Annotated in this window: 13 protein-coding genes; 1 reads left to right on the top strand and 12 read right to left on the bottom strand. The window is 46.4% G+C overall.

Annotation, left to right across the window (positions count from 1 at the left end; translation table 11 throughout):
- From MHI32_RS01865 to MHI32_RS01850, 4 genes are all read right to left on the bottom strand, one after another.
- Positions 1 to 1,044: an ABC transporter ATP-binding protein gene (locus MHI32_RS01865; protein WP_076127045.1), complete on the bottom strand. Its 1,044-nt coding sequence runs from the start codon at positions 1,042 to 1,044 to the stop codon at positions 1 to 3.
- Positions 1,041 to 1,844 carry an ABC transporter permease subunit gene (locus MHI32_RS01860; RefSeq protein WP_076186152.1) on the bottom strand — a complete coding sequence of 268 codons (804 nt, stop codon included), beginning with the start codon at positions 1,842 to 1,844 and terminating at the stop codon, positions 1,041 to 1,043. The genes MHI32_RS01865 and MHI32_RS01860 overlap by 4 nt, the downstream gene beginning before the upstream one ends.
- Positions 1,841 to 2,761 carry an ABC transporter permease subunit gene (locus MHI32_RS01855; protein WP_076186154.1) on the bottom strand — a complete coding sequence of 307 codons (921 nt, stop codon included), beginning with the start codon at positions 2,759 to 2,761 and terminating at the stop codon, positions 1,841 to 1,843. The genes MHI32_RS01860 and MHI32_RS01855 overlap by 4 nt, the downstream gene beginning before the upstream one ends.
- Positions 2,762 to 2,852: 91 nt before the next feature.
- Positions 2,853 to 3,965, bottom strand: a complete 1,113-nt coding sequence (locus MHI32_RS01850) for an extracellular solute-binding protein (protein WP_076186156.1) — start codon at positions 3,963 to 3,965, stop codon at positions 2,853 to 2,855.
- 279 nt (positions 3,966 to 4,244) lie between these two features.
- Between MHI32_RS01850 and MHI32_RS01845 the strand changes: the two genes are divergently transcribed.
- The gene (locus tag MHI32_RS01845) at positions 4,245 to 5,012 is read left to right on the top strand and encodes a hypothetical protein (RefSeq protein WP_076186158.1); all 768 of its coding nucleotides are present in this window, start codon (positions 4,245 to 4,247) and stop codon (positions 5,010 to 5,012) included.
- Between the two features lie 45 nt (positions 5,013 to 5,057).
- Here MHI32_RS01845 and MHI32_RS01840 read toward each other — a convergent pair whose 3' ends face one another.
- From MHI32_RS01840 to MHI32_RS01805, 8 genes are all read right to left on the bottom strand, one after another.
- The gene (locus MHI32_RS01840; RefSeq protein WP_036687327.1) at positions 5,058 to 5,837 is read right to left on the bottom strand and encodes an ABC transporter permease; all 780 of its coding nucleotides are present in this window, start codon (positions 5,835 to 5,837) and stop codon (positions 5,058 to 5,060) included.
- 54 nt (positions 5,838 to 5,891) lie between these two features.
- Positions 5,892 to 6,629: an ABC transporter ATP-binding protein gene (locus MHI32_RS01835; RefSeq protein WP_340011804.1), complete on the bottom strand. Its 738-nt coding sequence runs from the start codon at positions 6,627 to 6,629 to the stop codon at positions 5,892 to 5,894.
- A gap of 12 nt (positions 6,630 to 6,641) precedes the next feature.
- Positions 6,642 to 7,682, bottom strand: a complete 1,041-nt coding sequence (locus tag MHI32_RS01830) for an ABC transporter substrate-binding protein (protein ID WP_340011803.1) — start codon at positions 7,680 to 7,682, stop codon at positions 6,642 to 6,644.
- Positions 7,683 to 7,704: 22 nt separating this feature from the next.
- Positions 7,705 to 9,159, bottom strand: a complete 1,455-nt coding sequence (locus MHI32_RS01825) for an aryl-sulfate sulfotransferase (RefSeq protein ID WP_076186164.1) — start codon at positions 9,157 to 9,159, stop codon at positions 7,705 to 7,707.
- A 25-nt stretch (positions 9,160 to 9,184) separates the two neighbouring features.
- Positions 9,185 to 9,724, bottom strand: a complete 540-nt coding sequence (locus MHI32_RS01820; RefSeq protein ID WP_076127028.1) for a MarR family transcriptional regulator — start codon at positions 9,722 to 9,724, stop codon at positions 9,185 to 9,187.
- 245 nt (positions 9,725 to 9,969) lie between these two features.
- On the bottom strand, positions 9,970 to 11,439 hold the full coding sequence (locus tag MHI32_RS01815) for a stalk domain-containing protein (protein ID WP_340011802.1): 1,470 nt from the start codon (positions 11,437 to 11,439) through the stop codon (positions 9,970 to 9,972).
- Between the two features lie 35 nt (positions 11,440 to 11,474).
- Positions 11,475 to 13,175 (bottom strand): FecR domain-containing protein, encoded by a 1,701-nt coding sequence (locus tag MHI32_RS01810; RefSeq protein WP_340011801.1) that lies wholly within the window; start codon positions 13,173 to 13,175, stop codon positions 11,475 to 11,477.
- A complete protein-coding gene (locus MHI32_RS01805) occupies positions 13,172 to 14,926 on the bottom strand; it encodes an adenylate/guanylate cyclase domain-containing protein (RefSeq protein ID WP_340012690.1) in 1,755 nt (584 codons plus the stop codon). The genes MHI32_RS01810 and MHI32_RS01805 overlap by 4 nt, the downstream gene beginning before the upstream one ends.
- Positions 14,927 to 14,971: the final 45 nt, after the last annotated feature.

Below are 14,971 nucleotides of genomic sequence, written 5' to 3'. Positions count from 1 at the left end.
TTACGCTCCCTCTCGTTCCAGATGCAGCAGCTCAGAAGGGTTCAGAGCCAAGGTGACGTTAGCCCCTTCCACCAGCCTCAGCCAGCGTCCGTCATTTAAAAGATCAACCGTTAAGCAAATGTCTTCCACCTCTACCGTACACCTAATAATATTGCCCAACACGGAGACAGATTTAATGATGCCATCCACCAGTTGCACTCCGGCAGCAACCTCGTGAAGTCCCGCACCCTCATGCAGCAGCGTAACCGCCTCAGGCCGAATAGCAAAGCGGTCCTGCGTGCTATCTATCCCCCGGAACAACGTCATCACTTCTGATCGGGTCAATACATTGTAACTGCCCATAAACCGGGCAACGAACTCTGTTCGTGGTGCGGAGTACAACCCCTCAGGTGTGCCATCCTGCACAATCCGGCCACCGTTCATAATACAGATGCGGTCAGAAAGAATCAGCGCTTCCTCCTGATCATGTGTCACGAATAGTGTCGTCATGTTAAACCTTTTTTGGATATCACGAATTTCTGCACGTAAATTCTTGCGTATCTTAGCATCTAGTGCGCTTAAGGGTTCATCCAGCAGCAATACTTTGGGCTGCACCGCTAGAGAACGAGCCAGCGCTACCCGCTGCTGCTGTCCACCGGAGAGGGACTGCGGATATACATCCCGTTTATCCTCCAGATCGACCAATGCCAGCAATTCCGCGCAGCGATGATGGCGGGCTGATTTCGATAATCCCCGCATTTTCATTCCATACTCGATATTTTGGCTCACCGTCAGATTGGGGAACAAGGCATAAGACTGAAACACCATTCCTACCTCGCGCTTACGGGGCGGCAAACTTCCCAGATCTTTATTTTCCAAAAGAATTCTGCCGCCATCCAGCTCTGAAAGACCGGCTATGCAGCGTAGCAATGTGCTTTTTCCACAACCGGAGGGGCCTAGCAGTGTCACAAGTTCACCTTCACGGATCTCCAAATCAACATTGTCTAACACACAGGTATTCCCAAACATTTTGCGTACACCCTGCAGCTTTAGATAATCATTCATCCCTTAACGCCCCCTCCCATCTTTTTACCGAGCTTCATGAGTACCATCGAAAGAATTAGAATAAACAGAAAATAAGAGATCGCAATCGCGCTGGCTAAATGTCCACTTTCACCAACCCTTTGATATAGATATACCTGAATCGTCTGAATATGTCCGCCAACTAACATGTTCGTAAGGACAAATTCGCCGAATAGAACTGAAAATGATAACAGTGTAGAGACGATAACCCCAGGCCATATATTAGGCAAAATCACATTCACGAAGGCCGTTCTTCGGCGGGCACCAAGCAGCTCCGCAGCATGCAGCAGTTCTACGGCATTAACCGTTAACAGACTATTGCGAATGCCCTGATACATATAGGGAAGGATGACCACAAAATATGCGCCCACCAATAAATACGCTGTTCCAGCGATATCAAAAGGACCAGAGGAATAGGTACGAATAAGACCTACCGCAGCCACAACACCAGGCACCGCATAAGGTAAAACAACAATACCTTTCATAAAGCTCTCCCAACGCGGAAAATAGAGGGTGATGACAAAAACAGCTGGCAGCATCACGGCTAGACTCAGCACCACGCTGATCAGGCATAAATAAAGCGAGGTCCAAAGCGCCTCCAGAAAGCGAATATCCTCAAACATTTCCCCAAACCAATTCAGCGTCCAAGCTCGGGGCAGCAAGGTATTCTGCCAATCTTGTGCAAAAGCATAAATACCCGTTGCCAAAAGAGGAAGCAGCAAATACACCATGAGCAGCAGCATGAAGGTGCGTGGAGCAAAGCCTGCTTTACGTATATTCATTGCCCTACCTCCTCACGAGCTGTCCATAAACGCCGGGAAGCTTTGATTTTCACATCCGGTTTACTGAGTGCTTTCGTTCCGAACCTCTCTGCACGCCGCACCATTAAATGGTTCAGATAAACCGCCAAAATCGTAGTCAGACCAAGCAGAACAGCAAGCGTACTCCCCATTTGTGGCTGTGTAACCACATCTCCGGCAACCAGTGAACCGATACGTACCGCCAACAGATTGTAATTTCCGCCAACCAATGCGTAAGCCGTGGCATAAGCCCCCATTGCATTAGCAAAAAGAATTCCAAGTGTGCCGAAGATCGCCGGAGTTAGAATAGGCAGGCCTATCGTCTTCCAGAACTGCCAAGGCCCAGCCCCCAGTAAGGACGCTGCCTCTCTCCACTGCTCACGAATTCCGTAAAAGGACGGGTACAAAAGCAGTAAGGCTAACGGAACCTGAAAGTATACATACACCAGTATTAGACCTGACCAGCTATATAGATCAAAATCGGCAAAAACACTCCAGCCCCACTGTTTAAATAAGAGTGTAAACACCCCATTATTTCCGAGCAAAATGATATAAGCAAAAGCCAGCGGAACACCTGCGAAGTTAGAGGTCATATTCGACAGCATCAGAAGTCTATCGCGTACTCTCGGGGTAAACCGGGTAATGCAATAAGCACAAAAAAGTCCGACAATGATCCCTATCAGACTTGAGGTTATGGAGATTAGCAGACTGTTCTTAATCGCCTGCATGTAATAGGCACTTTGCAACGCATGCAGATAATTGCCTAACGTAAATCCCGTTCCGTCCGCTGTGCGAAAGCTTCCCGTCAACATGGATAGTATAGGTACCAGTTGAAAGGCTAACACCATTAGTGCAAATGGAATAAGTGCCAGGATCACACCGCGGCTTCTTTGTTTCATCTTACTCGCTCCTTGTCGCGGGAATAGAACAAAGGCGCCTTACGGCATCATGACGAAGGCGCCCTGCTTCTTTTTTAGGGAGAAATGAATACTAATTCAAATGCACAAGCACACGTTCCTGCCACAATTGAGGAATGGTTTTTGCCGTCTCTTCCCATACCTTGTAATCACCAACAGGCTTAGCGTTGACGTATTCTTCTTTTGGCAACAGCTTAGCTGCAACATCATCCGGCAACGTTACACTGTCACGGATCGGACGAGCGTAACCTTTGGCAAGATTAATCTGTCCTTCATCGCTAAGGATGTATTGACGTGTAAGCTTCGCCGCGTTAGGATGCGGCGCATATTTGTTGATGATCGTGGCATACCCGCTCACGACACTGCCTTCCTGGGGAATGGCTACTGCGAAGCCATCTTTGTTGATCTGGTCTCTATAGTTCAAAGCGTTGAAATCCCAGAGCAGGGTAACTTCTACTTCCCCTTTTTCAATGTTGGCAAGGGAAGCTTCTGCATTGGAGAGACGTCCGTTTTTAGCTAAATCCTCGAAAAAAGCAATCCCCGGTTCAATGTTCGACTCGTCGCCACCAAAGGCAATCGCTGCGGCCAATACAGCCATCTGTGCTTGAGCAGCCTTGGTTACATCACCAACGATGATTTTGTAGTTACCGTTCTTCAGATCTTCCCAGCTCTTCGGTGGATTCGCCACGAGCTTAGTGTTAGTCAGAAAAGAAATGGTGCCTTGATAGCCGACGATCCAATTCCCGTCCTTATCCTTAGCCCAATCGGGGATTTCATCCCAGTAGGATGTTTTATAAGGCTGGGTTACCCCTTTATCCACGGCAACCGAGCCAAACGCAATCCCCACATCTCCGATGTCGGCCGTTGGTTTGTCTTTTTCCGCATCAAACTTGGCAATTTCCTCCGCGCTCGACATATCGGTATCCGAATGTGTAAGACCATACTTACTGTTCATATCACTCCATGTATCTTTCCAGTTCGCCCAGGAATCCGGCATTCCTACACTGATGATACTGCCCTCTTCTTTAGCTTTACTCTCGATCTCAGTCAGACTTAATTCTTTGGTGCCAGCCTTTCCATTCGTTGTTTCTTCAGCCTTGGCCGAATTTCCACAAGCAGCAAGCAACAGGACGAGCAAGGATAACATTAGACCCATCGATAATTGATTGTTGATCCCTTTTTTCATGATTTCCCCTTCACTCCTATTTCTTATTTGCGGGCTCTTTATGCTCCAACTGTTAGGCACCCAATTGCAGTATAGGCGTGTACTATTTTCGCGGCATTAAGGAGAATAGGAATATTTGTAAATAAAAAGAAACGACCTGTCGTCTTTTTTAGATGACCGCCGTTTCCCTTAGAAATGTTTTTATGAAAATAATTACATTAATTACACTAAAATAGAACTTTACTGATGTATAGTAGTATTTATTCATAATAAGAAATGACCCTCAGAGGAGCTTGAAAAATGCCGTTTACAAAAATTCAGATGGTAACAGGTTTATTTCTATGTACTTTGCTTATCTCAGCTTGCAACAATGCAGCTACTCCTCCTAAAAATAACACGCCAGATACAAGTAATAAAATCATTCAAATAAACAGTGATCTTTACACCCTCCCATTACGTGATCAGAATACAGAACAATACAACTACGCTGTCAAAACCTCTGCCGGTATCGTATGGTTGCCAGCCCCAAAAATGAACATTGCCCCTGGAACAGAAGCAAATCCATTTTATTTTCCAACAGAGCCATTCACTTTCTATTTAAGTTCTCCTAATGAAAAATCACTAGCTGTAGAAAAGTCCAAGAAGCTATTGACGTTACCTTTAAATGATGGCGATGCTGTTCTGGTGGTTAGCGGCGTTTTTGGATTAGATGATTATATCCTCTATCATACCTTTTCCATTTTCACTGATGGCGCTCAGCCGATACGAGAACAAGCTTGGGTGATGAAGGTAGACGATCCAACATCTAATAAAGAAATTGCTCAATTCCATTCATCTGGAGGTAAATTTTATAGTTATGCAGTTAATGAAAAAGAAAAACTTTATCTATCGGTTTCCATACTTCCTGGAAATGCAGATGGTAGCTATAGTTACGAAGTTTATATTTATAATCTTTTGACTGGCAACAAAGAAAAAATAAATGATTATTCTCTTAATCCCTCATCACTGGATTCCATCCAATTTACTTACAATGACAAAAAATATTCGTATAAACTTCAGTCCAAGTAAAAAACCGCCCGACATTTCCAGGCAGTTTTACATGTATGAATATAACTACCGTCTACGCGCTGCCACACTGACAACACCGTATCTGTAAAGCACCTTCTTACCGAACCAGCCAAAAAGCCGATCCGTAAAGAAGCCCATAAAGCCAAGGCAGAATAACCCGACAAAGATCCAATCCGTACGGAAAAACAACCGGGAATTCCAGATCAGATAACCTACACCTTCGTTCGAAGCAATCATTTCCGCGCCGATAATCGCCATATATGAGGTGCCCATCGCTAACCGGATACCCGTAAAAATATAAGGGATCGTCGCCGGAACGACCACATGAATCAGAATTTGCCACTCACTGGCGCCCATACTGCGGGCTGAGCGGATTTTGTCCTCTTCCACGGACATCACACCGGTTAAAGTATTCAGCACCACGATAAAAAAGGTAGCGTACATAATTAACGCAATCTTCGACTGCTCCCCAATACCAAACCATACTAGGAACAAAGTAATGAATGCAATCGGCGGGATAAAACGGATAAAGTTCAGGAAAGGCTCCGCAAAAATACGGATCAAGTTCACCTTCCCAATGATTAGTCCTACGGGAATCGCCAGTAAACTGCCGAGTACCCAACCAATGAGCACCCGGTAAAAGCTAATCCCGATATATTGCAGCAAGGTTCCGTCTTCCAGCAGCTCCCGTCCGCCTTTAAGTGTACTCCATGGTCCGGGGATCACATCGGGGCCATAGATTACAGCTCCAAGCTGCCAGACGCAGAGCGCGGTAATCCATAGAAGGGTTACGGAAACCCACTTCTTCTCCACCCATTTCCTCATCTGTCTCACCCTATCCTATTCTTCGAAATGACCTTGAATTTGATTGTATAACGATTAGAATTCCGGTGAGGTTACGTCCCGCGGATACGGCAGTGTATTGTCATAAATATCCGTAATATTAGAGGACGGTCCTACTGACATAATACCAATTCGTTCTCCCAGCAATAACGCCTCCTGAATATCATGAGTTACAAAAATCACCGTCTTATGTGTCTGGCGCCAAATATTGACCAATTCCTTCTGCATCGTTCGGCGCGTCATCGCATCCAGTGCACCAAATGGCTCATCCATCAGCAGAATCGCTGGATCATTCGCCAGCACCCGAGCCAGCTGAACACGCTGCTTCATACCCCCAGACAGCTCCTTCGGGAACTTCTCCTCATGCCCGTTCAGCCCAACAAGCCCGATGAACCTATCCGATATTGTATGCCGTTCCACCTTTGCGATTTTCTTCATCCGCAATCCGAACTCCACATTCTGACGAACGGTTAACCAAGGGAATAAGGAGGAATCAGCCTGCTGGAACACAACCGCCCGATCTCTGCCGGGCTTATTCACCTCTACATTATCCACCCGTAGATGCCCACCGGATTTGGAGACAAAGCCGGCGATCATATTCAGCAGTGTTGATTTCCCGCAACCACTCGGCCCGAGCAGAACGAAGAATTCGCCACCTTTAATTACGAGATCTACATCTTTTATAATGTAGTGAACGTCCCCAGCAGTCGGTTCACTGTAGCTTTTACGGAGCTGCTCAATATGAATGGTATGCTGCTTAGCAGATAATGACATGCTGAACTCCCCCTATTTCTTGTACGTAACCTCTTCTGGCAATGCCTTCTCCAGCGGCTCGAGATTCAGTTTACTATCCAGATCAAAATCCTTCTCAATGATTCCGTTGTCGACCATATATTTCTTTTGCTTGGTCAAACTGTCATACGCTGCTTGAGTAAATCCTAGTGCCCACGGATTATTCGGCAGATCTTTTATCGTTGATTCCTTAGGCTGCTTCACTTCCTTATACATCAGATCAGCAACCTCATCTGGGTGAGCCTGAGCATAGGCTCCGGCTTCATTCACCGCTGCTAGGAAATTCGCTATACCTTGCGGATTCTTAGTCGCAAAATCATTTCCCGTTACAATCCCCATCCCCAATCGAACCGTGGTTTTAGACATATCTGTCAGTTCATGAACACCTTTAAGCGCGTAGAGCTTATCATTCAGAACCGAACCATAAAACCATGCTCCATCCACAGCACCTTGCTTCAAAGCGATATAAGCTTCATCAAAGGCACCCTGTCCTATCAACTCCACATCACTGAGAGCAGCATTATGCTCTTTCAAATATTCATCCCAAAGGTACGGAATGAAGGTACCGCGTATGAAACTCAGCTTCTTCCCCTTCAAGTCTTCAGCCTTCTGAATATCGTCCTGTACGAACAATTTCCATTCAGTGGACGCTTCATCAGTCGCTAATCCCGCCGAGGCGATAATAGCATAATCGCCCTTCGCCACTGCGTTCAGCAAGGGGAAGTCTGCCCCGAAAGCCACATCCACCTGTTTAATAAAAAGGGCATTTACACCTTCCGCAGGGGAACCAAAGTTGACCAGTTCAGCGTCAATCCCGTGTTTGGCAAAGATGCCTTTATCTAGTGCCACCCGAAAAGTGGGATTCGTATTGATGTCAGCAATTTTTATCTTTAATGTCTCTGCTTTGCTGTTCGCCGCTCCCTCTTTAGCGGCATTAGAGGCAGCCGCGTCGCCCTTGGAGCTGCAGCCCGATAAAAGGATAACCACTGATAAAGATAAGAGCAGAAAGCTTGAGCTGATCCATGATTTTTTCAACCGACACATCTCCTCAAATTTGTTAATTTACCTTGCGGCTGCTGCCTTCATCCGTCGTCGCCACACAAGCAGCTCCTTCAACAAATGGCAGGGTTGTCGCCACACTTACCACAGAATCCGATCCTTTAGGTGCAGACCCCGGGACTCTGAACTGCGTTACGTCTATTGGCTCAATCGCTTGTTCAACTGGCGTTTCCAGCTGTGGTACCCATGCATAAGGCACACGGTAGGAACGATAGACCATGTTGGTATTTCTGGAGTCCGTAAATGGCGAAATATATTCCCATACCAGTTCATGTTCTGGCGTAACCTCAAAGAGTCTGCCGTTAGAACCTTCTGTAATTAAGGTGTTGCCATTCGGAAGCCGTTGAGCTGAGCTGATATATGGACTGTAGAATTTATAAGAATCGGTTGGGACAGAGAAACCTGCTTCTGCCGCTGTATATTGCCACTCAATCTCAAGGGTTACGGGATTAATCTCCAGAATTCGTGAGTGGTCGCGGAGTGCATTTTTTTGCCCAAAAGGAGAAGATGGATTTGGAAGACCATAACCGCCCCAGCCCCCGTTATCGAATACAAGTAAGTTGCCTTCTCCCGGCAAACCTTTCGGAATGATGTGCGCATGATGCTGGCCAATGATCCAGTCGATATGCTTCACTTCTGGCAGCGAGTAATCCGGACCGATTCTCCAAACGATGGCTCCGGTACGCTTATCCGTGATCGCAATAATATTTGCTTCACGCGCATCCCAGATCACGTTATCCGGATGGAAACGCTCATCCCCTGCATCGTAAAACTTATTGGGTCCTACATAAGAAGCCGAATTGATATGCAGCCAGTCTCCAACACCACCACCTAGATTTCCGAAAGAGCGTGAGTTAGGATCACGAAATAGTACATTTTTGGCCGCTTCATCAAAGCCTAGCTCATCAAAATGTTCATTTGGAGCCCACTCCCAGACGATATTCCCCTCCCAGTCCACCTCAAGGATCGTGTCATCAAGCAATTGTTTGTCGGAGATTTGAGGATTGTAGATGTTTTTATGAGCAAGAATTAGCGTTTTTCCACTGTCTACCTTGGGTTCAAGCCCCGGTGCAAAATATCCGACCGGATTGCCTTCGCGCTGATAGTCATGATGTTGGCGGGCATACCAGAGGGGTTCATAACCCGGATCTTCTATATGTTCATAGCTGTTATATTTCCACACGATGTTCCCATCCCAGTCCACCTGTACCAGATCTACATTATCCTGTATTCCGAATTTAGGATCTCTTCTTCCTGTGCTGCCCAGCACATAACCACCCGGGAAGATTTTAGCCGGAAATCCAAGCAGCCCCTTCCATAAATGCACCTCTTTACCGTTCATATCAATCAGTACAACACCTTCTTCACCAGCTTGAAATACGGTATAGCCACTCCAGGCTTTGTTAGGGTTATATACGGTTGCTCCAGTTGGATAAATGGTTGAATGTCCCATCGTTCATCTCTCCTACGTTCAATTTTTAGTAGCTAAGATAATTACTTTTTTTGGTGGTTGTTCGTGGCTTCTGTTCAAGGGTTGGAGAGGTCTCTGCATTCTCCTTGGCGAGCTTCAGCAGGATATCCGAGAATCCTTCCAAATTGCTAATGATCCGCTGATAAAAGTCATTTTGCTGCGCCAATTCCTCCTCCGTAAACCCCTCAAACAAAAGCGAAATACATCGTTCTCCGATGTTGCTGTTCTGCTCCGCCAGCTTGCGGCCTTTATCCGTAATATCCAGCATTACCGTTCTACGATCGCCTTCTTTACGTCTGCGCACGGTATATCCACCCGCCTCAAGCTTATCGCTCAATGCGGTAATCGCACCTGAGGTGAAGTCTAGTTCATCCGCTAAGTCTCCTAGCCTTTGTTCACCATCGCGAATGATTTTGTGCAGAATCAGCATGCCTGGTAAGGAGATACCTGCTACGGCGACTTTATCCCGCTCTTTCACGAATCTGCGAACCGCCTTGCGAAATGCCCAATCTGTCTCCTCCAGCTGTCTCCAATATTGTTCATTCATGGCTTACTAACCTCTGCTTTCTCCCAATCAGCCCATAAAAAAAGACTCCCAGCACCTACCCCTGACAAGGGAAAAGTACGGGAGCCTTTGGTGGTCCAATCAGCTCAGTTGAATTATTTCACTGTTCATTTAATTACTGTTTAAGTATTGGTGATATCATATACCCCTTTATTCCTACCTGTCAAGTAAGTATTTTATATATTCAAAAAAAGAACACCTTCAAAGGTGTCCTCCAACTCGGAAGCTTATAGACCACTTTCCAGCACAATTGCGTGACTGTCCTCATCGTATACCTGCATAAAAGATGAAATGGTCGGCAGATAATCGGCTGCCACGTATAAAGTACCTTTTAGGATCTGTACCTTCTGACTTGCGTCAGGCTTAAGGGAAAGTGTCCAATCCCCCTTGCTAATCACGGTTTCCTTGTTGACCACGTTCCAGCTAATGTCCGCTCCCCATGAGCTAAATAACGCTCTAACTGGTAAATATATTTTACCCGACTCCTGAAGTGGCAGATTAGAGGTATTTAATTTCACTTGCACTCCGTCCAACCATACTTGCATGTTTTTACCTGCTGGCAGCAGCGGAACGGCATCAAGCAGATCAGCTTCACTACGCAGTGGCTTAAGGGCCTGTACATCGAGATCTAATACCTTCAATTTGTTATTTAACGTGTCCGTCACATACAGCTTCCCGGACACAAGAGCGATACCGGAAGGTTGATTAAACATTACATCGTCCAAAGCTCCGACCCGATCTCCCGCGGTACTTTGTCCTGCGACTGTAATGACCTTGCCGTCCTTCTGAATAGCCCGAACCCGATGATTCAGACTATCAGCAATCAGCAGTACTCCATCAGCATAAGCCAGTCCCCGTGGACGATTGAATAGAGCAGACAGTCGGTCTCCATTCTGGAATCCTCCAGCCATATAGCCAGTCACAGGGTCAACTGTGGTTGATTTGCCTGCAAAGGTCTCAACCTTACTGCCTTTAATCAACCGGATCATCTGATTTCCGCTATCAGCTACATAGAGATTACCGGACTCATCAAACGTAAGACCCACTGGCTCATTGAATTTTGCCGAAGCTACCGCTCCATCCAGATAAGCACCATCATTCCCCTGCTGACCCGCAAATGTAGTAACGACCCCATCTGGAGTAACTTTACGAATCACATGATTAAGTGTGTCCGCTACATATAAGTTATTATTGCTGTCTATGGCTAGGCCACCCGGAGAGCTAAACTGCGCCGCGTTTGGTTGTCCATCCTTATACCCGGCGACTCCCGTTCCTGCAAAGGTGTAGACTGTGCCTCCCTCTATTTTGCGAATCACATGGTTGTCGGTATCACTGATATAGATATTACCTTTACTGTCAGCGGCGGTGTACGTCGGATGATTAAACAAGGCCTCTGCCGACTGCCCATCACTATACCCAGTGTTACCTTTTCCCGCTATCGTCTGTAGGGTTCCGTTACTCCACTTGCTAATTGTACCGCTTGCTGACTGCACAATAATAAGGTCATTGCTGCCAGGCACTGTTGCTACTCCCAATGGCTGCTTAAGAGAGAGTCCAACATTAGACGAAACATTCTGGACTATACTCCCTTGAATGTCACCACTTATGGGCTGCAATACCTCTGCGGCTACGATATTAGGTAGGGCTGCGCTTATAAGCATAATTCCGCAAGCGATGGAGATGAGTTCTTTTTTCATAACGTTATTTTCTCCTCCCGAAGGTTATTGCGCCTTTAAAATAACAAAGATAAGCTGATCTTAAGCGTGTCTACTATTACCTGTACAGGGCCGTCTTCAGTATCTTCAATCCTCACCAGAGGAATGATAACGTTATAAGGTTCGGGAGTTAGTCTATTCAAAAATTCTGGAGTAAGTTTAAGCACAAAGGTATTCTCATCATTCCGATCCAGTACATAATCCGTATCTTCTAGTGGTAATGGATCTCCAAGATCATATTCATAACGATATCTAATCTCCCCTACATCATAACCTAGCGAATGGATGATAAATTCCGGTGCTTCATCTTCACCTATAGGACCCGTATGATTAAAATAACTCGGAGTGATCTCTCCTTCAAAGTAAAACCCGCCGTCTGCTATCTGTTGATCCTCTTCCTGTACCTGCCCCCCGGTAAGGGCATTCTTTAACAAACCACCGTTAACCTTGATTTGAACGAATGACTTATAAGGAAGTGATTGCCGCAGTTGAATGATAAGCTCATTCTCTCGAATGTATACCTCTCCTAAATCGAGCGTGTCCGCACTCTGATTCAAAGTAACACTCACCCCATCCCTCGCAGCATTAGGATTAGAGTCATCTGCGATATTAAAGGCTAAAGGTGCCGTAAACGGCAAAGCAATCTCATTATCACGGACGAGATAGTCATAGATATGTTCTCTAAATTCCTGCTGGTTCAGCTCAGGCGCGTCAAGCGGATTGGGCGTCGGCGTTGCTGTCGGTTCCGGCGTTGGTGTTGCTGTTGATTCCGGTGTTGGCGTTGCTGTTGGTTCCGGTGTTGGCATCGGTTTCGGCGTTGGTTCCGGTGTTGGCGTCGGTTTCGGCGTTGGTTCCGGTGTTGGCGTCGGCATCGGTGGTGTTGGTTTCGTTATATCTAAGGGAGCCCGACTAGATAGATCATAGTTAATCTTAGGTGGAATTGATGGTATAGGTGGGTGGACAGGCATAGTAGCTTTTATTTGCTCAAATAGTCGATCGAACTGATCTTTTATTGCTTCGGTTAATTTCCCTTCTTCGTTCAGATATTCCAAATGCTGCTCTAACGCAAATTGCGGCAATACATTCAGAGACAAGTGCCCCTGTATCCATTGTTGATTCTCTATAATAAGCTGTTGGGAGGCTCCTATTAATTGAGAAAGAGTAGCATCTACAGGCGAAACTACATGAACTGTTCCTTCCAGAACTCCCAAATAATCGCCGTTAATTCCTGCCCCACCATTAAGGACTACATTGCCTTGGCTATTAACGCTAACAAAAAACTCTGTGCCCATAACGCCCATAATAGCCGTCGGGGTCTCAATCTCAAACCGGGAGTCACCCTCCAGCTTCTTTTTCACCTTGATCAGGACCTGCCCATTTTGAAGCTTCAGACTTGTCTTACCGCCCAGCGCTTTGGCACTTTCGACTAGTTGGCTGATGGTAAGCGTAGTGTTTGCTCCGATCGTAACTTCTTTGTTGGCATCAAGGTCGAGGCTGATTTGTCCGTCCGAGCCTGTTATAATCGTATCGCCTTGCGTAATCGCCATCCCTTTGAAAGCATTAAATTTCTTGGTTCCTCCGCTTTTCTTCACCTCTGACTTGCCTGAGACCGCAGTTATTTTCCCCACTTTGACGCTATCCTTCGCCTCTGTGACAACCGCTGGCCAAAGAATACTGAACAAAAGAATAAATGCCAGTGTAAGCTTTAACGACTTCATCTCAATCCCTCCAATTCATAGACACTGATTCCCTGCTCCTTGCCCTTTACCTTGATCTCTCCTAATGAAACAGCTGATACTCTATCTTTTACAAAAGCGTAGGTAGCTTCACTAATGAGGATTTGTCCAGGCTTCGCATTGCTTTCCAGACGGGCCGCCGTGTTGACGGTGTCTCCAATCGCTGTATAATCCATCCGTGTCTTTGAGCCAATATTCCCGAATACAGCTGGGCCAGTGTGCACCCCAATGCCGAATTTCACGACTAAGCCAAAACGCTCGAACAGCTTTTGTTCCACTGCAGCCGAGCCTTCCTTCATCGCCCACGCCGCCTTCACCGCTTGCATCGGATGATCCTCCAGCAGCAATGGAGCATTAAAAATCGCCATCGTGGCATCCCCGATAAACTTGTCCAATGTGCCATCATACTTAAAAATACAACCTGCGGTGAGATCCAGATACTCATTCAAAATCTCCACAATCTCCTCAGGTTCAGCAGCCTCCGACAACGGAGTAAACCCGCGAATATCCACGAACAACAAGGTTAGCTCTCTGCGGCTCCCCCCCAGCTTCAATCCTTCTTGACCCTTCTTAAGAATTTGATCCACAACTTGCGGGGCAACATATCGGCCAAAGATATCCGTAACCCTACGTTTCTCCATCAGTTCTTCTAAATATTGAAACCCTATCACAACAATGCAGCTAATAATTAGAAACGGAATCACATAACCTAGTGAAATCACCATTCCCTGATCATAGAAATAACGACCTGCAAAAATAAGGAGTGCAATAATGACCGCAATGACAGCGTAGGAATATAGCATCTTTACTTTACGGAATAGTAGATATGCCAGGAGTGCAGCTAGTAACAAAACTACTTCGTTCCACTTCCAATCCAGCACGCGTTTATAATTATTGTCCAGCAGCGATTGAATAATATTCGCATGTATTTCCACGCCGTATAACGTGTTTTTACCGCTGATTGGGGTTAGAAAGTCATCCTTAAACCCTGTAGCATACGGCCCGATAAGCACAATTCTATTCTCAAAATAGGATGGAGAAACCTCCCCGTTAAGCACCGCCGAATAGGGAATCTCTTCAAAATCACCCTTGCCGCCTGAATAGGGGATATAGAAGCGCCCAAACTTATCTAAAGGTAGCTTCTGCGGATCCGCAGTCCCCCCCATCGCCTCTCGATATTTCTGATAGAGTGTCCATGACAAGCTGTTAGTAGGTTTACCTTCATAGTCAAAAGAAAAAAGAGCTTTACGCACCACATGGTCCATGTCGGTAATGGTATTGATATGGGCGGTCGCAGCCGCTGCCTCTCTTAAAGCCTCAAACGGCTGGGATAACTCCAACGCTTCGATCTTCCCCTGCTCAGTATTTGGGGCAAACGTGCCATATACAGGCAGGACTACATTCCCCGCTCGTGCGACAGCCGCAGCGAATTCAGCATCTGCCTCCGGATCCTCCGAGCCCACTGGGAATGTGAGGTCAAAGCCGATCACTGCAGGATGGCCCTCGGAGAGTGTATCCAAGAGCTGGGCATGAACATTTCTGCTCCATGGCCAGCTGCCGAAGTCCTCCAAGCTCTGATCGTCAATCCCGATGATAGCAATCGTAGTATCCACATCTCTCTCGTGCTGCATCACACGATCTTGTAACTGCTGATCGATGGAATCAAGGCTTCCCCGATACAGAAGGAACGCAAAAACCGCAGTAAGCAAAAGGAGGATATGTGCTAACTTCATTCTCAAAGTCGGTATCTCCAATCTATGTATTATGGAATGAGTCCA

Source organism: Paenibacillus sp. FSL H7-0690 (assembly GCF_037980415.1).
Taxonomy (GTDB): Bacteria; Bacillota; Bacilli; order Paenibacillales; family Paenibacillaceae; genus Paenibacillus_AQ; species Paenibacillus_AQ odorifer.
Note: the sequence above shows the minus strand (reverse complement) of the source record. Positions and strands in the feature narration are given on the sequence as shown.

Excerpts from the sequence above, each read along its gene's own strand:
- MHI32_RS01865 (WP_076127045.1), bottom strand. The coding sequence starts at position 1,044 with ATGAATGATTATCTAAAGCTGCAGGGTGTACGCAAAATGTTTGGGAAT.
- MHI32_RS01860 (WP_076186152.1), bottom strand. The coding sequence starts at position 1,844 with ATGAATATACGTAAAGCAGGCTTTGCTCCACGCACCTTCATGCTGCTG.
- MHI32_RS01855 (WP_076186154.1), bottom strand. The coding sequence starts at position 2,761 with ATGAAACAAAGAAGCCGCGGTGTGATCCTGGCACTTATTCCATTTGCA.
- MHI32_RS01850 (WP_076186156.1), bottom strand. The coding sequence starts at position 3,965 with ATGAAAAAAGGGATCAACAATCAATTATCGATGGGTCTAATGTTATCC.
- MHI32_RS01845 (WP_076186158.1), top strand. The coding sequence starts at position 4,245 with ATGCCGTTTACAAAAATTCAGATGGTAACAGGTTTATTTCTATGTACT.
- MHI32_RS01840 (WP_036687327.1), bottom strand. The coding sequence starts at position 5,837 with ATGAGGAAATGGGTGGAGAAGAAGTGGGTTTCCGTAACCCTTCTATGG.
- MHI32_RS01835 (WP_340011804.1), bottom strand. The coding sequence starts at position 6,629 with ATGTCATTATCTGCTAAGCAGCATACCATTCATATTGAGCAGCTCCGT.
- MHI32_RS01825 (WP_076186164.1), bottom strand. The coding sequence starts at position 9,159 with ATGGGACATTCAACCATTTATCCAACTGGAGCAACCGTATATAACCCT.
- MHI32_RS01820 (WP_076127028.1), bottom strand. The coding sequence starts at position 9,724 with ATGAATGAACAATATTGGAGACAGCTGGAGGAGACAGATTGGGCATTT.
- MHI32_RS01815 (WP_340011802.1), bottom strand. The coding sequence starts at position 11,439 with ATGAAAAAAGAACTCATCTCCATCGCTTGCGGAATTATGCTTATAAGC.
- MHI32_RS01810 (WP_340011801.1), bottom strand. The coding sequence starts at position 13,175 with ATGAAGTCGTTAAAGCTTACACTGGCATTTATTCTTTTGTTCAGTATT.
- MHI32_RS01805 (WP_340012690.1), bottom strand. The coding sequence starts at position 14,926 with ATGAAGTTAGCACATATCCTCCTTTTGCTTACTGCGGTTTTTGCGTTC.